The following is a 21,197-nucleotide window of genomic DNA, read 5'->3' on the forward strand; positions in this document are numbered from 1 at the left end:
AAAAATTATGAAAAAATTTACCGAATTTGCTTTGAGTGCGCTTGCGTGCCTCGCGCTTGGCGGTTGCGCCGCTCTACAAAGCCAAAAATCATCAGACAAATTTACCGTCACCATCCTCACTCCGCCGCTAAAAATAAACGACGTCGGCTTTCTGCATAAAAACGCAAATCAGCTAAATTTGCAAATTTACAGCTCCGGCGTAAATACGGTAAACCTCAAAATAAACGACAAAATTTGTATGAACGGCGCGTGTTTTGAGAAAAAAGAATTTAACAAAAAGTTCTTTTTAGAGGAGAGATACGACGACTTTTTCGCGGAAATTTTGGAGCGCAAGCCGCTATATGACGGCATAAATGTAATGACAAATTCGTGCGGTTTTATACAAGATATAAGTAAATATTCAATAAAATACGAAGTTTGCGGGAAAAATATCAGCTTTTTCGACGCTAAAAACCGCATAAAAATCATCATAAAAGAGCTTCAATGAAATTTATCGGCGCGCACGTCAGCATCGCGGGCGGCGTAGAAAACGCTCCGCTAAATGCGGCAAATATCGGTGCGAACGCCTTTGCGATGTTCGTCAAAAATCAGCGTCAATGGGAAGCCAAGCCGCTAACCCCAGAAAATATCTCCAAATTTAAACAAAATTTAAAAGCCGCCGGCATCGAGCCCAGGCACGTTTTGCCGCACAACGGCTACCTTATAAATTTAGGCCATCCGAGCGCCAAGCAGCGTCAAAAGTCCATTAACGCCTTTTTGGACGAAATTTACCGCGTAGAAGCGCTAGGCCTAGTGATGATAAATTTTCATCCAGGCTCGTATCTAAACGAAATTTCGCCCGAAATTTGCCTCCAAAATATCGCAAATTCAGTAAATTTCCTACTCGAAAATAGCCAAAACGTAAAGCTAGTCATCGAAAACACCGCGGGTCAGGGCTCAAATTTGGGCTTTAAATTCGAACACCTTGCCTTTATCATCAAAAACTGCATCGATAAAAGCAGGATCGGCGTTTGCCTAGACACCTGCCATACGTTTGCCGCTGGATACGACATCAGAGAAGACTACGGGCGCGTGATGAGCGAATTTGACGAGATAGTCGGACGCGATATGCTGTGCGGCATGCATCTAAACGATACGAAATTTGACCTGGCCAGCAAAAAGGACCGCCACGAGAGCCTGGGCAAGGGCTTTTTGGGCTTAAAAACGTTTGAAAATATCATAAACGACCCCCGCACGGACGATATCCCGCTAGTTTTAGAGACGATCGACGAGAGTATCTGGGCGGACGAGATAAAAATTTTAAGAAACTTTAAAGGAGAATAAATGAGAAAATATATCGGCGTTTGCCTAGCAGCTTGCTGCTGTCTAAATGCGGCGGGCTTTAAAATCCCCGAGCAAAGCGGCGACAGCATCGCGCTTTTAAACTCAAACGTCGCGACGAGCTTCGGACCCGACGCAGCCTATAACAACCCGGCAAATATGATATTTTTAGACGGCGGACACTACCTAGAGAGCTCGCTAACCTACCTGCGTATGTCAAAGACGAAGTATAGACACTATAACGGCGACAAACTCACCTCCAAAAGAGCAAACGCGCTCGTGCCTACGTTTCACTTCGTGACGCCGCAGTTTGACGACTGGCGCTTTGGTCTATCAGTCGTCGTGCCTGCGGGAATGTCGATGAGATGGGAAGAAGGTCTGCCTAAAGCCACCTCTAAAAAATTCGACCTAAAAGTGATCGAGGTAAATCCTAGCGTCGCCTACGCGCTAACCGATAACATCGCGTTGGGCTTTGGCCTGCGCGCCGTTTACGCTAGAGGAGAGGCCGTGCAGGAGGTCTCAGGCGCCCTACCCGCCTCGCAGGATATCAAAGGCGACCGCGTAAATTTCGGCTATAACGCGGCGATCACCTATAAACCGACTTCAAATTTGAGCCTAGCGGCCACCTACCGCTCGAAAGTAAATATGAATCTAAAAGGCGACACCGACATCAGCGCGCCGGCGCACCCGAGGGGGGCATTTCCAAGCGGCTCGTATAGCGGCAGCGCAAAGCTATCCGTACCGCTACCTGCGAGCTTAAATTTAGCCCTATCGTACAAAATCGCAAATACCACGCTACTATTTGACTTTGAGAGAACCTATTGGTCGGCGTGGAAAGAGCTTGACTTCAACTACCCGGGCGCCTCGGCCGCTCACTACCGCAACCCGTTTTTTGCGGCATTTGACGCGTCTAAAAAGCGCGACTGGAAGGACAGCAGCGCCTACCGCATCGGCGTAGCGCACGACGCGACGGATAAACTCCGCCTGATGGGCGCGGTTACGTTTGACGAGGCCGCCTCTAGAGCCGATACCACGGGCTTTGACCTGCCAGATACCAAAGCCGTCATCTACGCAGCTGGCTTTAACTACAAATTTACGGACGCTTTGGAGCTGGGAGCTAGCTACTTCTACCAAGACAGAAAGGCGCGCGACGTAAACTACTACTCAAATGCGTCGGGGCTTTATCCAAACGGCAAATTTGAGCGCGGCAACGCTCAGGCGATAAATTTGAACGTGAAATATAAATTTTAAGGTGCGGCCATGAACTACCCTTACGAAAATTTCGAGGATATGCTAAACGCCGCGGTAGACAAAAACGGCGGCGGTATCGCGATCTACACCGAAACGGGCAAGATGAGCTACAAGCAGCTACGCGCGGACGCATTTACGCTGGCCGCGTTTTTACAAGGCATGGGAGTGAAAAAGGGCGACCGCGTCGCGATGATCGTAAATAACTCGCCGGAGTTTATAGCTAGCTACTTTGCCGTCACGCTGCTAGGCGCCGTGGCCGTGCCGATAAATACCTTTTTAAAATACGAAGAATTTGAATACATCATAAACGACTGCGGGGCGAAATTTCTCTTTGCCTCGGCCGAGCTAGCCAAAGAGATACGCGGACTAGAGAGCAAAACGGCGATCAAAAAGATCGTCTGGATCGGCGATAGAGCCGAATTTGACGGAAACAATATTGCCTACGCCCACGCGCTAAACTGCCGTATAGAGCTAAATTTGACCGACCGACCGAAGCTTGACGATCTAGCCCACATCATCTACACCTCAGGCACCACGGGTAAGCCAAAGGGCGCGATGATCAGCTACCGCAACCTCATCTCAAACGTCCAGGGCGCGCAAGAGGTCTTTCACGTACGCACGAAGGATAGATTTGCCGTGTTTTTGCCGATGTTTCACAGCTTTACTCTCACGGCGATGGTGCTGCTGCCGATATTTTCGGCGTGTTCGCTTATTTTAGTAAAGTCCATTTTCCCGTTTTCAAACGTCCTAAAACAAGTCCTACTCAAGCGCGCGACCGTGTTTTTAGGCGTGCCCGCGATCTATACGGCTATCGGCAAAGCCAAAATCCCGTGGTATTTTCGCTGGTTTAACTGCATTAGGATTTTCATCAGCGGCGGAGCGCCTTTGGCAGAGCAGACTATCGCGGATTTTCGCGTTAAATTTCCGCGCGCGGTACTGATAGAGGGCTACGGCCTTAGCGAATGCTCGCCTATCGTCTCGGCAAACACGCTGCAAAAACAAAAAATCTCAAGCGTCGGCTTGCCGCTACCGGGCTACGAAGTAAAATGCATAAACGACGAGATGATGGAGCTACCCGCAGGCGAGGTGGGCGAGCTAATCGTAAAAGGCGACTGCGTGATGCAAGGCTACCTAAATATGCCCGACGCCACCGACGAAACGATCGTAAACGGCTGGCTACGCACGGGCGACCTCGTCAAGATCGACGAAGAGGGCTATATCTTTATCGTCGACCGCAAAAAAGACCTCATCATCTCAAAGGGCATCAACATCTACCCGCGCGAGATCGAGGAGGTGCTGTTTAAACTGCCCGAGGTCGAGGCAGCCGCGGTTATCGGCGTCAGAGACGAGCATGCGGACGAGGAGGTCACGGCGTTTATCCAGTTTAAAGAAAACATGAGTCTGGACGAAAAAGATATCCGCGCGCACCTCAAAAAACACTTGGCGAATTTTAAAATTCCAAAGACGATTTATTTTAAAGATGAGCTGCCTAAAAACGCGACGGGCAAGGTGCTAAAGCGCGTTTTAAAAGATCAGATAAGGGGTGAAATTTAGTGCGGTTTTTGATAGAGTTTATCGGCGGAGAGCAAAATTCTAAAATTTCCTCGCTCATAAAATGCAGCGAAAACGAGGCGAAAATTTTACGCCATCTAAGCAAAGGCTACGTCGAAGGCACTCCGCAAAGTAGCGTTTACGACGTGCTTTGCGCTGTTTTTGGCAGCGAAGAGTATAAATTTCTAGCAGGACTTGCGGATGTAAAAAATCTACTGGAAAGCGGCTGGATCGTGCAGGGCTTTTCTATCTTTAAAAACCAGAGTGCAGACAGCGCAGGCTCAAATTTGCTCGGGCTGCTTCACAGCGAGATCTCGCTATCGCCGCTTTTTCTCAAAATTTTAGAAGAGGGCGAGTTTGGGCTCACGCTGCCCGCAGTCGCGCCATACGCCGATCACCTCGACTACCTAAAAGATCAGTTCTTGCGCGTGGAGCTTTACGGCAAGCTCTCGTTTTTTAGCAAAAACGTATCAAGCGACGCCAAAAGCCGCCTCGAAAAAGACGTAAAAGAGCTAGAAGCCATCATCGAAAAACGGCTAAATTTAAGCAAAGTTTCGATTTCCGTCGAGCAAATTTTCAAAGATAACGCGCTAAACGACAAAGAGCAGCTTATTTTCCTCGCGCTTTTAAAGGAAGAGTACGTCGGCGAAACGGACGCAAACCGCGATTTAAACGCGCTTGTGGGGATTTTAAGCGCGGACGAATTCGAACGCATAAAAAATCGTGCCCTACTGGATGAGGGCTCAAAACTAATCGAAAACGGCCTCATCGACTACGACGAGTCGCTAAATACCTACGGCGGCTTTAGCAGGACGTTTTACATAACCGACGAAATTTTACAAAGCGTAATGCACCCAAAAACCGAGAGCAAAAGCAAAAAACTAGCGCTAGAAACTCTCGTAAAAGAGCAGGAAATCTTTGAGCTCATTGAGCCCTCGACCGACATAAACGACGTCGTGCTGGACGTCAAGGTAAAAGAGCTACTGGACGCGATCCTAAAACAAGTAGATCGCCGCGTGCTGGCGCGCCTATCTAGCTGGGGTATCAAGTCGCGCAAGAACGTAGACGCCAAAATCATCTTTTACGGGCCGCCGGGTACGGGCAAAACCATGAGCGCGCTAAGCCTCGCAAAGAGCCTAAAAAAGCAGGTTCTTAGCTTTGACTGCTCTAAAATTTTGAGCAAATACGTCGGCGAGAGCGAACAAAACGTACGTAAAATTTTCGATACGTACAAAGAAATCTGCGCCAAAAGCAAGAGCGAGCCCGTGCTGCTGCTAAACGAAGCCGATCAGTTTCTAAGCACGCGCGTCGAGGGCGGTAGCGGCGCGGACAAGATGCACAATCAAATGCAAAATATATTTTTGGAGCAAATCGAGCGCTTCGAGGGCGTACTCATCGCCACGACGAACTTCTTGCAAAGCCTGGATATCGCGTTTTCTCGCAGGTTTGATTATAAGATCGAGTTTAAAAAGCCCGACCTCGCCGCTCGCCTTGCGATCTGGCGCAAAGTGCTACCGGAAAATGCGAGCTTTGAGGAAAATTTCGACGTCAAAGAGCTGGCTAAATTTGAGCTAAGCGGCGCGCAAATCATGCTCGCGCTCAAAAACACCGCTCTAAAAGTCGCCGTGCGCGAGGACGGGATATTTACGATGGGCGACTTTGAAAGCGAGATCAAACGCGAGATGAGCTCAAATTTCGGCGAGGATAAGAAAGTCGGGTTTGACGGATAAATTCGGCTAAATTTGAGAGTGCGGCGGGGTTAAATCGGCTAAATTTAGCTCGCTGTTTGGCTAAGACGCTTTTACCACATTTAAGCCGCTTGCAAAGCTTTATCGCGCGCTCTTGCAAATTGAAGCGTTAAATTGGCGCAAATTTGGCAAGCGATTTAAATTTATCGCAGCCCTTTGCGCTCCGCTATGCGCGCTCATCTACTTTATATTAAAAGAGTATTTCGACGAAATTTTAGTCGGCATTTTCGTCACGTATATTTTCCTGCTCGTTGTTTTCGTTTTTAAATTCATCAAGCTACTTTTAGGCTTCAAGGACGAGGACAAAAAGCCCGTTTGGGAGCAAATTTTAACTTGGCTGTCAAATATCGCCTAGATCGCCGCGCTCAAAGCAGGATTTTACCGCCAAACCCTTCGCCCGCTTTTAAAATTTCATCCCTTAGCCTCTCGTGCCCTGCTGATAGGGCCGCGATCTTAGCTAGTTTTTCATCCTTTATCTGCGCAAATTCGCTCTTTAACGCCGATAAAATTTTATTTAAAAATGACGCGTTTCCCAGCATCTCATTTTCAAATTCGTATAAATTTAGCGACAGCAAAACACGGTCTTGCACCTCGTCAAAGCTCGGGATAAAGAGCGCAAAGCCGTTTTGCTCGTGCGCACGCATCGAGCCCGCGATCTTTTCTTTTAGAAAATACACGGCGATTTTGACGGCATTTTCGTAGTTTGCGGCGACTTTGAGGTTTAGCTTTTCAAAAAACAGCGCCGTCTTTTGCAGTCCTTTAAATTTCGCCGTCTCATAGTCTCGCAAAAACGTCCTATACACCTGCCCCGCATACGTCCTAACGTCGGCAAACAGGATATCGGAGTGCGTTTCGTCCTCTTTTTGCGCGTTTTCAAATTCGGATTTATAAATCATAAATTCGCGCTCCAGCCGAGCGTAAATTTCATCCAGCGCCGTGCCGATCTCCTCTTGCAGCGCGCTTAAGCCCCGCTTGTACGTTCTAAAAAATTTGGCGAATTTCACGTCGTTGTAGATGAGTTTTGAAAACGCCTCGTCGCTGTCAAAATCCACCGCCTCATACGTGCTAGCTTCAAAATACTCGCCCTTTAGTAGCGTTTTTCGCGGCGCGTATTTATACTTTTTCTCGCTTTTTAGGCTAGCTAGGATTTCGTCTGCAACGAGCTTTGCGACGTGCTTTAGCTCGTTAAAGGCTAGCTCGATTTTCGGTTTAAAATTTTCTTGCACTGCTTTTAAATTTGACTCTAGCTCGGCATCAAATTTGGAGATTATATCGCCCGCTTTTTCGTAAATTTTAGCGATTCGCTCGTGCTGAGCAGCGTTTACGGCAACTAGCCTAGCGCACTTTTCGCGCACGAATTTTTCTTTTATCTCTTCGCCGCCAAAAAGCTCGCGGATAGCGCTTATCGCCGCGCCAAAATTCGACTCTGCTAAAAGCGCCGCATCGCCCGCAGCTTGCGCTTTTACGGCCTGCTTGGCAGAAACTGCGATAATGCGCTCAAAAAACCGCCCGTATGTGGCCTGCGCGTGAGTTTTGAGCCGCTCAAGCTCGTCCTGGCTTAGCTTATCTTTTTGATTTAGCAAGCAGATCGCCGTTTTGCCCCCGCCAGCCAAAAACTCCTCGATCTGCGCGGCTTCGCTAGCGCGCGCGGCATTGTCGGCGAGGCTTAGCCAGATGACGCCCGCGACGTCTTTTAGCACCTCGTGCGTGACGGCGGTATCGGCCTTTGAAAGCGAGTTTAGCCCCGGCGTATCGACGAAATTTACTAGCTTTAAAATTTCAGAGGGCGCATAAACGCAAAGTCTGCTCACCTCATCGCCAAACACGCGCTGATCGACGAAGCGACCGATCTCCTCGACGCCCAGATACAGTTCTCTGCCGTTTTCGTAAAGCACGCTAAGTCCGGGCGCGGCGCCGTATCTGATAAAGGTCGGCTTTGAGGTCACGGGAGTTAGACCCGCGGGTAAAATCTCGCTACCCAAAAGCGCGTTTAAAAACGTCGATTTGCCGCTAGAAAACTGCCCGACTATAGCGACCGTAAGCGGGCTGGATAAAAACAGATCGAGTTTATTTAGCTCCTGTTTTAGTTCGGCGCTAGGGTGAAATTTGGGCTCGGTTAGCTCGTTTTGCAGCCGCTTAAATCGCCCGTGAAAATCGTCCGAAAATATCTTAAAATACCGCGTTTTATACGCGTTTATAAACTCCTCAAACACTTTGCAGCTCCAAATTTATAGCATTTATCGCCTCGCTTTGCGAGTTTAGTCGCTCTAGCTCGCGCGAGTCCCGCCCGCTAGTTTTCGCTAGCTGGGCAAGCTCGTTTTTTAGTGCCTCTTCGCTGATTGCGAGCGCCTTTTCTTGCTCTTTTAGCGCGGCTTCGATACGCTTTTTAAACTCGCTTTTTTCAAATTCGCTAAGCTCGAAAACGAAATTTTTGATCCGCTGGGCACCCAAAAACTCCTCCGCGGCTACTTTGGCGGCTTCGGGTATGCCTTGCGCGCCCGAGTTTGCCGCGCTAGCCACAGCGTCCGCGACCTGGGCGCACTCTAAGCTTATCCCTTTTGAGTTTAGATAGTCATTTATGCTAAAGACCTCGGCGGCCGCCGTTTTGCTCTCAAATTCGCCGAATTTTAGCGCGATATTTTGCGCGCACGCGGCGATTTGCCGTACGATTTCGTTGCGGTTTTGACGCATTAGGACGATGACGCCGTCTTTGATCGTAGTTTGCGCGATGCGCGAGAGGCGCTGCGGATCGATCTTTTGTTTTTTAGAGGCCGCGTAGTTTACGTCATCCGCGACGCGCTGCTTTAGCGTTTGCGCAAGGGATTTTAGCCCAAGCTCGTAGCTAGCTGCGGTTTTGGCCGTATCTAGGCGCTCCAGCTCCTCTTTTACCGCGACCCTCACTTCCTCTAGACGGCTAGCCAGCGCGGTTTTTTGCTCGTTTAGTTCAGAAAGCTTTTGCGACAAGCTCAAATTTGAACCCGTTAGTTTTAAAATCTCGCTTTGCGTATCCGCCGCAAACTGCGCGCAGACGTGGCCGAGCTCCTTTTTATATGCCTCGATGCCAAGGCGAGATTTTTGGCTATTTTGCCCAAAAAGCGTCTCGTAAAGATACTCCTTAAACTCCTCGACGCCGCTGTTTTGCCCGCCCTCAAAGTAGCTTTTAGCGCTCACGGCGAAAAACTCAGCCCCGACGCCAAGGCTGCGCGTGCGCTCCTCGACGCTCTTTTTGGCGTAGGCGGCGACTTCGTTTAGCTCGCCCTGCTTTAGCACGTCCGCGTGCGTGAGCAGCACGGCGAGCCTCACGGCATGAGAGTTTTGCAGGCTTGAAACAATGAAGTCCAGATCCTTTTGCGTGGCGCTTTGCGAGACGTTCATCAGGTGCACCATCAGGTCGCACTCCCGCATAAATCGCCGTACCAGCTCCTCGCGCGCAGCCACCGCGTCGTCGATGCCGGGCGTGTCGATGATGCGCACGTTATCCTTTAAAAGCTCCAAATTTTCGTAAAGCTCGACGCTTTTTACGAATTTGGCGTATTTGGAGTCCGCCGAGGTGTAGCGCTTGATCTCGTCCGTTTTGACGGTCTTGCTAGCAGGCGGTTCGGAGCAAATCTCGCTCGCGTTAGGGCTCTCAAATTTAGCTTGCGAAGTATCGCCGTCCGCGTCAAATTTGACGTTTAAATTTTGCGCCGTTTCGCTCTCAAATTTGACACCCGCGCCGCCGTAAATTTCGCCGATATCGTCATCTTTATCTTGGGCTATTCCAAGCTCTTTTAGCTCAGCCTCGCTCCAAAAATTTACCCTTGCAAAAGGCTCGGGCGCATACTTTAGCACGGTCAAATTTACAGTCTCGGGCACGTTTGAAGCGCCTAGGATTTTTTTGCCCAGCAGCGCGTTTAGCAGGGTTGATTTGCCCGCGTTTATGACGCCCGTAACCGCGACGTTAAACTCTAGCTCGCGCGCTTTTTGGCGCGCTTTTGTCGCCGCTTTTGCGACGTTCTCGCCCGGGTTTAGCGACAAAATTCGCTCGCAGATATCGTTTAGCGCGTCTATTTTTTGGTGAAAGACGTCCGATTTTTTAAAATTTGAACCCTCTTGCTCGTTTTGTGTCGGCAAATCCGCGCCAAGAGAGCGTAAAAAATCCGAGAGCCTCTTAAAATGCTCAGCGGAGATTATGTTTTCGGTTTGCAGGATTTCTAGGGCGGCCAGAAGCTTTGATTTTGAGATTTTTGCGGATTTTAGAGCGTTTATCGTGCCTAGCTGAGCGCACTGGAGGCTGTATATGTCGGCTTTTAGCCCAAGCGCGTGAAGGATATCCCTAAACTCCTTTAGCGCCATAAATCTATCGAAATTCTCCGCATCCGCCGCGAGTAAAACGGCGAGGCTTCGCTCGTCTGCGAGAATTTGCGTTTTAGGGTCTAAAAATAGCTTAAGAGCGCCCCAAATTTCGCTTAAAAATTTATCCGTATCCACCGCTTCGCCTTTGATAAAATTTGCGTCCGCAAGGTCGCTTTCGGGGCGAAATTTAGCATAAATTAAATTTAAACAAGCTTGGGCGGCGGGTTATTTTCGCGATAAATTTAAAGCAGTTCGCAGGAGAGATAAATTTGACGGCAAAATCGCGTCAAATTTATTTAAATTTACATAGCGGCGCGAGGCTGAATGATGTTTTGTTCAAATTTCTGCTCGGTGTCTTCGCTCATGATGCGAAGCACTTTGCTACGTTTGATCTTCGCGTCGTTTTTAAATATTGCACGCACCTTATCCATACCGGCATAAAAGTCGCGCATGAGTACGACGCAGATGTATTTGCCGAAAAACGTCGGCTTGATAACGCCGTTTTCTTCGTAGATAGCGTTCACTAGCTTTAGCAAGCTAAGCTCGACAAATAGGTCTTTGTTGATGTTTGCGTCGTTTTGCTCGTTGTAGGCTTTGATATCCACGGCGCCGTCAAAAAGCCTTGTTAAAAACGTGTATTTCAGTCTCTCTTTTTTGCTAAATGCGCATTTTGCGATGACCGGGCTTTGCCTGCCCTTGATCTTTCTGCCGTAATCAAGTAGGTTAAATGCGTTTATCACAAGCTCGCCGTCAAGGAAGCTAAATGCACCGCTGCCCACACCCACGTACTCTAAATTTGAGCCCACGTATTCGTCGCGAAGATCGGCGCTTTTTTCGTTTGAAAACGCCCAAGCGTTACTTTGCTTATATCCGCCTTTGGCAAATTCGCTCACGATGATTTCGTAAAATTCGCGCTCGTTATCGACGTTTGAGACGCCGAGCGAGCGAGCGATGTTCTCTCTCGTTAGCTCCGATTTCATGAGCGGATAGAAGGTGATTTGCTGCGGAGAGATTGATTTTGCGACGTTTATGTCGTTTATGAGCTGCTCTTTTGTTTGATTTGGTAGGTTAAAGATGAGATCAAGGCTTATGACCGGGATTTTGCCCAGAGCCTTCTCGAGCTTTCTTTTCGTCTCTTCTGCAGAGCCGAATTTCTCATACCTGCCGACTCTTTTTAGCGTCTCATTATCAAAACTTTGCACGCCTACGCTTAAGCGATCTATAAGCCCGTCAAAACGGCTTAGGCTCTCCGGCGAGATGTGGTTTGGATCGCTTTCGGCCGAGATATCTTCGACACTAAAGAGCTCTTTTGCGAGTTTTAGCGTTTTTTCAAGCTCTGGCTCGTTTATAAGCGTCGTGCCGCCGCCCACATAAAGCGATGTAAAGTCAAAGCCGGCCTCTTTTATCTGCCTCATCTCCTCACGTAAATTTTCAAAGTAAATTTTCGCAAGCTCCTGCTCGTAGTGGTACTTGTGAAACGAGCAATACGGGCAAAATGTGTGACAAAACGGCACGTGCGCGTAGAGCATGTACTTTTTGTCTTTTTTTGGAGTTTTTGTGTAAGTTGTGGTCAAAATATCTATGTTAAATTCGTTGTATAGTGATTTTTGAATAGAATTATGAGCGTAATTTACCGCAAATTTTTCTATAATATTCTTAAATCCCACAATTAATTCCTTTTCTTAATTTTTATCGCGTATTTTACTTAGGTTTTACTTAAAATAAAATTTTAAGGCCCTAGTCTAACCTATTTAAATAAATTTTACGTAAATTTTACCGGAGAAATTTACGGTTGAGCTTATATATCTTTTTATATAGGCTGCGTTAAATTTTATCCCGAGGCCGCTACAAAAATACGACTTATCCAACGCAGCTTGAGTGACCTAGCGGCGGAAGTAAGGCCTTAAACGTCGCTATCGCTCTAAAGTTCTCGGCGCTGCGCAGCCAAAACAACCGCACAAAATAACGCCGTAAAGATGAATTTTTAAGAATTCTTAAATTTAGACTAAATCTAGCTAAGCATCAAATTTGGGCTAAAGGTAGATTAAGCAAGAGCTTTAACGATATCTTTCCAGCCCAAATGCTTGGCAAAATCAGCCGCGGTTTTGCCGCTTTTCGTGCGTAAGTTTTTGTCCGCGCCGTTTGCCAGCAGTACGTTTACAAGCGCTAGATTGCCCGCGAGCGCCTCGCGGTGTAGCTGCGTAAATCCGAGCTCATCGGCATCCGTGATGATACTTTGGTTCTCTTTTACGTATTGCTCAAACCGCTCGCGCATATTTTCGCTCATCGGATGCTCGGCTAAATTTTCCGGGTGCTCTTTTTGCTCGTAAACCACCAAAATATCGTTAAAATCGCCAAAATCAAGCCCCCACGCTTTATCGTGCTCTTTTAGCTCGCCCTTTTGCATGCGCGAGCGCATCGCCTGCACGCTAAAGCCGCCGTACGCGCGTCCGCCCACTGCAAACATCCAGTCGCTCATCTCGTCCATCTTTGCGTTCACGCGGTCGCCGTTTTTTACGTTTTGCACGGCGTCAGGCTCGTTTACGAGCGTGCCCGAGATGGTCTCGCCGTCAAAATCCACGTCGTTAATCCACATATGCTCGCCGACTTCTTCGCCGTCCACGATGTCTAAAAAGCAAATTTTAACCATCGCAAAATCAAGCCCTCGCACGACCCTGTGGCGCTCCCAGTAAAGCTCGCGCCAAAAATACCTAAAGCTCTCGCGCGCCTGCTCGAATGCGCGCTGCATGTAGTCCTCTTCGTTACTTGCGAAATAAATCGGCATTTGCTCGCCCAGATCGACTTGTTTGCCGAAAATTTTCTTAAAAAAGCCCATTTTTTATCCTTATTTATTTTAGATTGAGAGTTAAAATTTCGATACGTTAAATTTGCGGTTAAATTTGACGAACCGTCAAATTTTGAATACAAAAGTCAAGCAACGATTTTTCTAGCTCATTTAAAGGCGCTCGCGAAAGTGACCGCTATTTTAAGTTTTTAAAACTAATCGGCAACTCCAAATTTAACCCCTTCACGAGTCTAATGCACTCTTGCAGATCGTCGATACTTTTACCGCTTACTCGTACCTCTTCGCCGCGGATCGCCGCAGTTACTTTTAGCTTTGCGTCCTTGATCGCTTTGGTGATTTTTTTTGCGTTTTCGCTGTCTAGGGTGTCGTTTAGCTTTAGCGTCGCTTTGATATTTCCGCCGCTAGCACTCTCGCGTTTGCTTTCAGTCACGGCTACGGGCGGGATGTTTCGCTTGATGAGCTTTGAGATCACGATGTCTTTTAGCGCGTCGATTTTGTTGTCGCTAGAGCTAAGAAGCGTGATGATTTTTTCCTTTTCGTTTAGCTCCACCTCGGCCACAAGCCCCTTAAAATCATATCTCGCTGCGATCTCCTTTTTTGCCGTCTCTAGCGCGTTTTTGACCTCCATCATATCGACCGCCGCGCTTATATCAAAACTATGCTCAGTTGCCATTTTTATCCTTTCAAAAATTCTTTTATATTTTCCGCGATCATCGCTACGAGCCGCTCTCTAGCCTCAAAGCTCGCCCACGCCACGTGCGGAGTGAGTATCAAATTTTCCTTGTTTTTGATATTTAGCAACGGATGATCCGCGCGCATAGGCTCGGTCTCTAGCACATCCGAGGCAAAGCGCAGGTTTCGCCCATCTATCGCACTGGCTACGGCGCTCTCATCTACGATACCGCCGCGTCCGAAGTTCATCAGTATGGCGCCCTCTTTCATCAAATTTAGCTCCCGCTCACCGATCAAATTTCGCGTTTTTTCATTTAGCGGAGCATGGATGCTCACGATGTCGCAGCCGCTTAAAAGCTCGCCCAAATTTTGCCTTTTAAACTCGGCGTTTGCGTTTGCGCCGCTAGTTGAGTAGTAGCTCACTCTCGCGCCAAATGCCGCCGCTATGCGCGCCACGCCCCTGCCGATATCGCCAAGCCCGATGACGCCGAAGCTTTTGCCCGCTATCTCGCCGATACTGCGGTCTAGATTCGTAAAAATTTCGCTCTTCGCCCACTCGCCGCTTTGCGCGTAATTATCGTAAAATTTAATGCGATTGGTTAGCGCGAAAAGACAAGCAAACGTATGCTGCACGACGCTAGCGGTGGAATACCCAGCGACGTTTTTTACCGCGATGCCTTTTGCTGCGGCGTAGGCGAGATCTACGTTGTTCATACCCGTCGCGCTAATGCAGATTAGCTTTAAATTTGACGCGTCCATCGTCTCTTTGTCGATCACGACTTTGTTCGTGACGGCGACGTCCGCGCCATTTAGCCGCTCTATGCGCTCAGCCTCGGCGGTCGTCTCAAAGCTAACAAACTCGCCAAACTGCCCAAAAACGTCCAATTTTACATCGCTTCCAAGCGTCGCGGCATCGAGGCAGACTATTTTCATTTTGCGTCCTTATTTGATAAAGTGCCCCACGAATTTGGAGTAGTTGTCTAAAATTTCGCCGCCTCTGCGGTATCCTAGCGCGCACGCCTCGTAGGCAAAAAACACGCCGGCTTGGTAGCTGTTGTTGGCAGCGTCTTTGTTAAATTCGTAAAATTCCTGATAGATCGCGCGGTTTTGACCGTAGTCGCCGCCGTTTTGCAAGCTCACGCTACCGTCAGCCTCGATCACGCTCACGTTTGCGCCCTCTCGTCCGAAAACCGGCTTTTTCACGTACTTTTTGCCCGCGATCGGCTTGTCGCTAGCCTGCAGTAAAAGCGGGTGATTCGGGTATAAATCCCATAGAATTTTTAAGATGCCTTTGCTTTGGAAAAGCAGCGTGTATGCGGGATTTAGGATGATGGCTTTTTGATTTTGGACGATGTTTTTTAGGATTATAGCTAGCTCGCCTTCCTCTACGGCGATGTCCTCCCACGGCACGAGCTTAAACCAGTACTCGTAGTTTTCGCCGTCGAAAAACACGCCCTCCTCGTCGTTAAATACGACCTCATCGACGTAAGCAAACGCCGTGTGAAAGCCCGCCTCCTCGGCGATGTATTGCAATAGCTTCACGGTCTGCTCGTCCTCGCTACTGCCCGCAACCGAGCTAAATAAAATTTTCCAACCCTCGTAGTGCTCGTTAAAGCTCTCGGTCTCCTCATCTAGCGTCACGAGGCGCCTAAAATTTTGCTTTAGGGCGTCATAAAGGTCGTTAAACTGCGCGCTCTCGTCCATGCAGTTAAACTTAAGCGCCGCCCACTGGATGATCGCCGTCTCAAACACGGCCGTCGGTGTGTCGGCGTTAAATTCGATGAGTTTTATCGGCTTGCCGTCTAGACCGCCTGCAAGGTCAAATCTACCGTAAAGGTGCCAGTGCACGTCGTTTTCCCAGCTTTTGCGCACGAGATCTACGAGGTTAAACGGGATGCCGACCTCGTGGTAGAGGTTGTTGTCGATGACGTGCTGGGCGGCTGCGACGAACATATCGTATAGCTCGTTTGCGGCGTTGTAGTACGCCTCTGCCTGCGCCTCGCCAACCTCGACTAGCTCGTCTGCTACGTAGTCGCTACCGTCCGGATCGGTGTGCCACGTAAAGCCGATCTCGCCTAAAAATTCGCTATTTAGCGGTTCGATTTTTTTTAAATTTATCATTTTATCCTCCGAAACTTGAGCTTGAACTTGAACTTGATCCGCCGAAAAATCCGCTCTTTCCGCCGCTTGGTTTACTTGCCGAGCTCGTGGCTTTGGCTTTGTTAAAGCTATCTACGCTCCTTGAATACGCACTCGGGTTTTTATACGCGCTTTGGCGCTGCGCCTGATAGCCCGGGTTGTTAAAGAGTTTGTTGCCGATCCAGCTGCCGATGATCGCGCCCGCGGCCGAGGCTAGTAGCGCCTCGCCCATACTCATGCCGCCGCTTGAAAGTTGCGCGTTTTGAGCGTTCGGATTCGTCAAATTTGACGTTCCGGCATCGATTTTGGCGTTTTCCTCTGCGATTAGTTTATCCATCTCCTCTTTGCTCAGAACGCGCTCGGTGCCGTTGATATCCTTTAGCACGACGCGCGTTTCGCTGCTTGGATACTCCTCTAGGACTTTATATTTGCCCGGCGCGGTTTCTTCGATGATGACGAAAGCTCCCGTTTTTTGCGCCGCTTCGTTTAGCGCGCTACTTTCGCCGCCGTTATCGTTGCTACCGCAGCCGGCCAGCCCTGCTATCACGACCGCGCCAAATCCGCCCACAGCAGCGTAGCTTGCTACTTTTTTTATGCCTTTAAAAACTCTCATTTTTTATCTAGCTCCTTTGAAATTTTCTTGCTTTTTACCATTATCACGCCCTTTTTAAATTTGATAAATTTTGATTTTCCGATGTTTTTTATGATTTTATTTTGCGTTTTCTTAAGGCTCTTGCCGCTTAAATTTTGCGATTTTAAAAACTCGGCCAAGCTCGTCCATTTACCCTCGTTTTTAGACTCGTTCTCGATGAATTCGACGTCGATAGGAGCTACATATTCGCCGTTTTGACGCGCTAGCAGCGGTCGCTCGAGCATGCTTAAAAATCCCCTTAGCTTCTCGTCTCTTTCGCGGTAAATTTGAGCGATTTCGGATTTATTATTTAGCAAAATTTGCTCTTTTTCGCGAAAAAGCCTCTCTTTATCGGCTTGCAAATTTTGATTTTGTTCTTTTAGTTCGCTAATTTGCGAGAGTAGAAATTCGTTCACGTCAAATTCGCCGGCTTTAGCGGCTTTTTTTGGCTCCGAGCTTTTGGCGGATTTTGAAGTTTTGGGCGCCGATTTGGGTGCGGTTTGAGGCTCGTAGCCGTCCAAAACCACGTATTTTACGCCGTCTTTTTCAAAGGTTTTTAGCGTGCCGCGACGAATGCGGTTGTAAACGGCTTCTTTGGTTACGCCTAAGATTTCCGCGGCCTCGCTCACGGGCACTTTGGACATATTTTTCCTTTGATCGTTAAATTTAGCGTAGATTATGGCAAATTTTGGCTTTGATGCGAGTTAAACGGGAGTTTAAAAAAGAAAAGGTCGCCGAAGCGACCCTTTTGGTTAGAGCTTTGACTCGTAGCGTCTAAGCATATATAGACGTTTAAGCATTTTCTTGCGAGCCGCGATTTTTTGTTTTTTGCGGATCTCGGTCATAGGCTCGAAAAAGCGTCTTGCGCGAACTTCAGTCACGACAAGATTCCTGTCGGTTTGCTTTTTGAACTTTCTGTAAGCTTCGTCAAAAGACTCGTTAGGATGTACCTTAATACCAGGCAACGTCCTCACCACCTTTCAATTAAAATAGACGGCGATTATAGTTTAAATTTGATAAATTTAAGCTTTGCTCGACGCCTAGGCTTTAAATTTAGCCTTTTAGTATATGCTCCGCCGCTATCATCGCCGAGCTGATACAATCGGGCGTCGAGCAGCTTGTAAGCCTCGTAAATCCGTGCACGCCGCCCGTCGCCTCGCCTACAGCGTATAAATTTTTAATAGGCTTGCTATCATTTATATTAAGAACTTCAAAGTTCAAATTTACCCTCACGCCGCCCGGAGTATAGCTGATGCCAGGAGCCCCGAGTATCGCGTAAAACGGAGCCTTTTCTATCGGAGCGACTTTAGTTAAATCTTTTTTAAAATCGGCATCGGTTTTGGCAGCGACGCTTTCGTTATACCGCTTTATTTCCTCTTTTAAAATTTGCGCATTTAGCTTAAATTCCGCCGCCAGCTCGTCTAAGCTCTCAAATTTTTTCATCTTGCCGGTTTCTATAAACTTTTGCAGCCTTTTTGGGTCGTGACTGGAGGTAAATCCCGTCTCGTCAAAGATTATAGTCGGGAACAGATCACTTTCATTTTTTTGCATATTTTCTAAAATATTATCGGACAAAGTCTGCCTATCGCCGTCTTCGTTCATAAACCTCTTTGAGTTTTTGCCGTCGACCGCAATAGCAAATATCAAATCCTCCGTCGGAATACCAAACGAATAGCGTCCCAGGCTAAGCTGTACAGGCATCGCGCCCGCCCTTACCATGGTTTTTAACGCACCTGCCGTCGCACCTGGATTTGACGGAGTGGAAGCTAGAGCGAGCCTTGGATTTTGCGCCGCTTTAAAGGTTTTATCCGCCGAAAATCCGCCGCTTGCAAAAATTACGGCCTTTTTAGCTTTATAAAATTTAACGTCCCCAGAAACGTTTTGCGCATCGTCGTCGGCTAGGTTTTTATCAAATTTATATTCCTCTCTCACTCTTAACCCTATCGCCGCGCCGTTTTTATCCAGTACGATTTCATCGACTTTTACGCGCTTTAGCGTCTTGCCGCCCTTGCTTTCAAAGTGAGAATTTAGCGCCTGCACGCACGCTCCGCCTCCGCCTACGGTCTCTAGACTTCTTGCCACGCTATGTCCGCCCAGATGCTTTAGCTTTTCGGCGTATTGCACGCCTCTTGCTTTGACGAATTCATACGCTCTTTTTGAATTCTCAGCGATCCTGTACGACTGCTCAATGTAGTTAAAGCCCTTGCCTGCTTTGTTTAGATCTTTTACGAAAAGCTCGATGGAGTCTTTGATGCCGGCTTTTTCTTGTTGCTCGGTGCCCACGCAGGCAAAATCAAGCTGAGAAACTACAGAGTTGCCGCCCATTCGCGACATCTTTTCTAGTAGCGCTACACTAAGCCCACCCTCGGCTGCTACGATGCCCGCGACGTTTGCGCTAAGGCCGCTACCTACAACCAAGACGTCGTATTCCGCGTCCCATTTTATCTCATCCTCCTGTGCCGCCTGCAAATTTAACGCGCCTACCGCAGCTACCGCGAAGCCGGTTTTGATGAAATTTCTTCTAGAAATTTTTTGCATAACATCTCCTTTTTAAAGAATTTATGAAATTATACATCATAAAATTGGCGTAATAGCAATTTTAATACGCGTTTAATAGCATTAACTCTATAATTTATCCAAAATTATCACTACTTTGTAATCAGGACGAATTATGACAAAAGAAGAGTATAAAAATTATTTCAAATTTGCTAGCAAACGCTATATAGCCTACATCCTGATCACCTGTACCGCGCTCATTTTGCCTTTTATAACCATCGGCGGAAATCAGTTTTTCCTGCTAAGCTTTGAGCGCAGTGAGCTGCATCTGCTTTTTGCCAAATTTAACGTCCAAGAGCTATTTTTAATGCCTTTCGTGCTCATCATTTTTTTTATTTTTATATTTTTTATGACGAATTTGGGCGGCCGCGTCTGGTGCGGCTGGAGCTGCCCGCAGACGATATTTCGCGCGATCTACCGCGACCTCATCCAAACTAAAATTTTAAAAATTCGCAAAAGCGTCTCAAATAAACAAACAATCGCCGAGGGCGGCATCAAAAATGCGCTCGCAGTGGCGATCTGGAGCATTTTAGCCTTTGTCGCGGCGGCAAATTTTCTCTGGTTTTTCGTCCCGCCGCAGGACTTTTTCGCTCAAATTTCAGATCCCGCAGAGCATAAAATTTTACTCGGAGCTTGGCTTGTTATCGCGGCGTTTTTGATATTTGACGTCGCGTTTTTAGGCGAAAATTTTTGCGTTTACGTCTGCCCATACGCTAGAGTGCAGTCCGTGATGATAGATTCTGACAGCGTGCAGGTGATCTACGACGAGGCTCGCGGCGGTAAAATTTATGACGGCCAAACCAAACTCTGGAAAAAGCCGCCCGATCCACAAAACGAATGCACCGGCTGCGAAGCCTGCGTGAAAATTTGCCCGACACACATCGACATCAGAAAAGGCATGCAGCTAGAGTGCATAAACTGCCTAGAGTGCGTCGATGCGTGCACGAAAACGATGTCGGGGCTAAATTTGCCTAGTCTAATTAACTGGACGAGCTCAAATTCCCTAAAAACCAAGCAAAAAGTGCGGTATTTGCGCTTTAAAACCGTCGGCTACTGCGCCGCCATCGCTATCGCTGCGACCGCGCTAACGCTAATGAGCGCCAAAAAAGAGAGCATGCTGCTAAACATAAACCGCACAAGCGAGCTATATAAGATAAATAAAAGCGGCCAGATCGAAAACGCTTACGTGTTTTTGTTTGAAAACACCGAGGCGCAGGCGCATGAGTTTTATTTTGACGTTAGCGCGGACGGAGCTAAAGCGCCGATAAAAATCGAGCGCCCAAGAGGGCAAATTTCGTTAAAAGCAGGCGAAAAAAAGAGAGTCGTAGTCGTCCTAAGCGCGCCTAAATCGGCATTTGCTAAGACTGGCGAGCAAACGACGAAGATAGAAATCTCCGCCTACGCAGCGGACAACAAAGAAAAAATAAATGTTAAGAGACGGACGATCTTTGCCCATCCAAGTGAGTAAAAAATTATTTTTTTATAGTATAATCATACTTTAAGATTTTTTAAAATTTGGGGGCTATAAAAATGGATACGAAACCGACGAAACGAAGCGCTGAGAGAAAAGAGAAATTCATTCAGGCCGGGCTTGAAATTTTCCTCGAAAACGGCTATGAAAACACGAGTTTAACGGATATCATCAAAAAAAGCGGCGGGTCGCTGGCGAGCATCTACAAATTTTTTGAAAACAAAGAAGGGCTCTTTCGCGCTATCGTAGAGCGCGGATTTGACGACTTTAGAACGCAGATAGACGAAAAAATCGATCTAAATTTATCGCATAAGCTGGATGATTTTTTAACCAAATTCGCGATGATATTTTTCGACATCATCTGTGAAAAGAAAACCACGCTAATCTCAAGAGTAATGATGAGCGAAGGCGCGAAAAACGATGGCCTTTTAGGTAAAGAGTTTTTGGATCAAATTTTAAGCAAAATCGATAAAATTTTAATCGATTTTTTCGAGCGCGAAGACATAAGAGTCCAGCTAAATCCATGTATATCTCCTTACGTCGCAGCCAAGGCGTTTGCCGCAGTCGTTAGAGAGCCTTATCATTATAATGCTATTTTGCTAAACGAGGACATAACGCTAAGCGTAGAAGAGCGCGAAGAGCACGTAAAAACGCGTATAGATATGTTTTTGCACGGCGTAAAAAAACGCTAAATTCGACTCTCAAAAATTTGACTTT

General features: G+C 47.6%; 19 protein-coding genes. 8 read left to right on the forward strand and 11 right to left on the reverse strand.

Going from position 1 to position 21,197, the window contains the following annotated elements:
• Positions 1 to 7 precede the first annotated feature (7 nt).
• The 6 genes from E4V70_RS05390 to E4V70_RS05415 all read left to right on the forward strand — a co-directional run bounded on the left by E4V70_RS05390 (position 8) and on the right by E4V70_RS05415 (position 6,225).
• The gene (locus E4V70_RS05390; RefSeq protein ID WP_122863372.1) at positions 8 to 487 is read left to right on the forward strand and encodes a hypothetical protein; all 480 of its coding nucleotides are present in this window, start codon (positions 8 to 10) and stop codon (positions 485 to 487) included.
• Positions 484 to 1,323, forward strand: a complete 840-nt coding sequence (gene nfo, locus E4V70_RS05395; protein ID WP_122863371.1) for a deoxyribonuclease IV — start codon at positions 484 to 486, stop codon at positions 1,321 to 1,323. The genes E4V70_RS05390 and nfo overlap by 4 nt, the downstream gene beginning before the upstream one ends.
• Positions 1,324 to 2,571, forward strand: coding sequence for an OmpP1/FadL family transporter (locus tag E4V70_RS05400; protein ID WP_122863370.1), 1,248 nt, complete (start codon positions 1,324 to 1,326; stop codon positions 2,569 to 2,571).
• Between the two features lie 9 nt (positions 2,572 to 2,580).
• Positions 2,581 to 4,125, forward strand: coding sequence for a fatty acid--CoA ligase (locus E4V70_RS05405; RefSeq protein ID WP_122863369.1), 1,545 nt, complete (start codon positions 2,581 to 2,583; stop codon positions 4,123 to 4,125).
• Positions 4,125 to 5,852 (forward strand): ATP-binding protein, encoded by a 1,728-nt coding sequence (locus E4V70_RS05410; RefSeq protein ID WP_122863368.1) that lies wholly within the window; start codon positions 4,125 to 4,127, stop codon positions 5,850 to 5,852. Before E4V70_RS05405 ends, E4V70_RS05410 begins: the two co-directional genes overlap by 1 nt.
• A gap of 112 nt (positions 5,853 to 5,964) precedes the next feature.
• Complete coding sequence (locus E4V70_RS05415; RefSeq protein ID WP_232037829.1) at positions 5,965 to 6,225, forward strand: hypothetical protein; 261 nt, start codon at positions 5,965 to 5,967, stop codon at positions 6,223 to 6,225.
• Positions 6,226 to 6,235: 10 nt separating this feature from the next.
• Here the strand turns inward: E4V70_RS05415 and E4V70_RS05420 are convergent, their stop codons facing one another.
• From E4V70_RS05420 to E4V70_RS05470, 11 genes are all read right to left on the reverse strand, one after another.
• Positions 6,236 to 8,083 (reverse strand): dynamin family protein, encoded by a 1,848-nt coding sequence (locus E4V70_RS05420; RefSeq protein WP_122863367.1) that lies wholly within the window; start codon positions 8,081 to 8,083, stop codon positions 6,236 to 6,238.
• Positions 8,076 to 10,340 (reverse strand): dynamin family protein, encoded by a 2,265-nt coding sequence (locus E4V70_RS05425; protein ID WP_122863366.1) that lies wholly within the window; start codon positions 10,338 to 10,340, stop codon positions 8,076 to 8,078. The genes E4V70_RS05420 and E4V70_RS05425 overlap by 8 nt, the downstream gene beginning before the upstream one ends.
• 167 nt (positions 10,341 to 10,507) lie before the next feature.
• Entirely contained in the window at positions 10,508 to 11,872 is a 1,365-nt protein-coding gene (locus tag E4V70_RS05430) for a coproporphyrinogen III oxidase family protein (protein ID WP_122863365.1), read from the reverse strand.
• A gap of 377 nt (positions 11,873 to 12,249) precedes the next feature.
• Entirely contained in the window at positions 12,250 to 13,041 is a 792-nt protein-coding gene (locus E4V70_RS05435; protein WP_122863364.1) for a DUF2314 domain-containing protein, read from the reverse strand.
• A 145-nt stretch (positions 13,042 to 13,186) separates the two neighbouring features.
• A complete protein-coding gene (locus E4V70_RS05440) occupies positions 13,187 to 13,684 on the reverse strand; it encodes a YajQ family cyclic di-GMP-binding protein (RefSeq protein ID WP_122863363.1) in 498 nt (165 codons plus the stop codon).
• A 2-nt stretch (positions 13,685 to 13,686) separates the two neighbouring features.
• Entirely contained in the window at positions 13,687 to 14,616 is a 930-nt protein-coding gene (locus tag E4V70_RS05445; protein WP_122863362.1) for a D-2-hydroxyacid dehydrogenase, read from the reverse strand.
• Between the two features lie 9 nt (positions 14,617 to 14,625).
• Positions 14,626 to 15,804 carry a glutathionylspermidine synthase family protein gene (locus E4V70_RS05450; RefSeq protein ID WP_122863361.1) on the reverse strand — a complete coding sequence of 393 codons (1,179 nt, stop codon included), beginning with the start codon at positions 15,802 to 15,804 and terminating at the stop codon, positions 14,626 to 14,628.
• A gap of 1 nt (position 15,805) precedes the next feature.
• Complete coding sequence (locus E4V70_RS05455) at positions 15,806 to 16,435, reverse strand: UPF0323 family lipoprotein (RefSeq protein WP_122863360.1); 630 nt, start codon at positions 16,433 to 16,435, stop codon at positions 15,806 to 15,808.
• Positions 16,432 to 17,097: a MerR family transcriptional regulator gene (locus E4V70_RS05460; protein WP_122863359.1), complete on the reverse strand. Its 666-nt coding sequence runs from the start codon at positions 17,095 to 17,097 to the stop codon at positions 16,432 to 16,434. The genes E4V70_RS05455 and E4V70_RS05460 overlap by 4 nt, the downstream gene beginning before the upstream one ends.
• Positions 17,098 to 17,205: 108 nt before the next feature.
• Entirely contained in the window at positions 17,206 to 17,418 is a 213-nt protein-coding gene (gene rpsU, locus E4V70_RS05465; RefSeq protein ID WP_002951513.1) for a 30S ribosomal protein S21, read from the reverse strand.
• 88 nt (positions 17,419 to 17,506) lie between these two features.
• On the reverse strand, positions 17,507 to 18,991 hold the full coding sequence (locus E4V70_RS05470) for a flavocytochrome c (protein WP_122863358.1): 1,485 nt from the start codon (positions 18,989 to 18,991) through the stop codon (positions 17,507 to 17,509).
• A 133-nt stretch (positions 18,992 to 19,124) separates the two neighbouring features.
• On the opposite strand from E4V70_RS05470, the gene ccoG reads away from it, so the two are divergent.
• On the forward strand, positions 19,125 to 20,477 hold the full coding sequence (ccoG, locus tag E4V70_RS05475) for a cytochrome c oxidase accessory protein CcoG (RefSeq protein WP_122863357.1): 1,353 nt from the start codon (positions 19,125 to 19,127) through the stop codon (positions 20,475 to 20,477).
• A gap of 62 nt (positions 20,478 to 20,539) precedes the next feature.
• The gene (locus tag E4V70_RS05480) at positions 20,540 to 21,172 is read left to right on the forward strand and encodes a TetR/AcrR family transcriptional regulator (protein ID WP_122863356.1); all 633 of its coding nucleotides are present in this window, start codon (positions 20,540 to 20,542) and stop codon (positions 21,170 to 21,172) included.
• Positions 21,173 to 21,197 lie beyond the last annotated feature (25 nt).

Source organism: Campylobacter showae (assembly GCF_900699785.1).
Classification (GTDB): domain Bacteria; phylum Campylobacterota; class Campylobacteria; order Campylobacterales; family Campylobacteraceae; genus Campylobacter_A; species Campylobacter_A showae_D.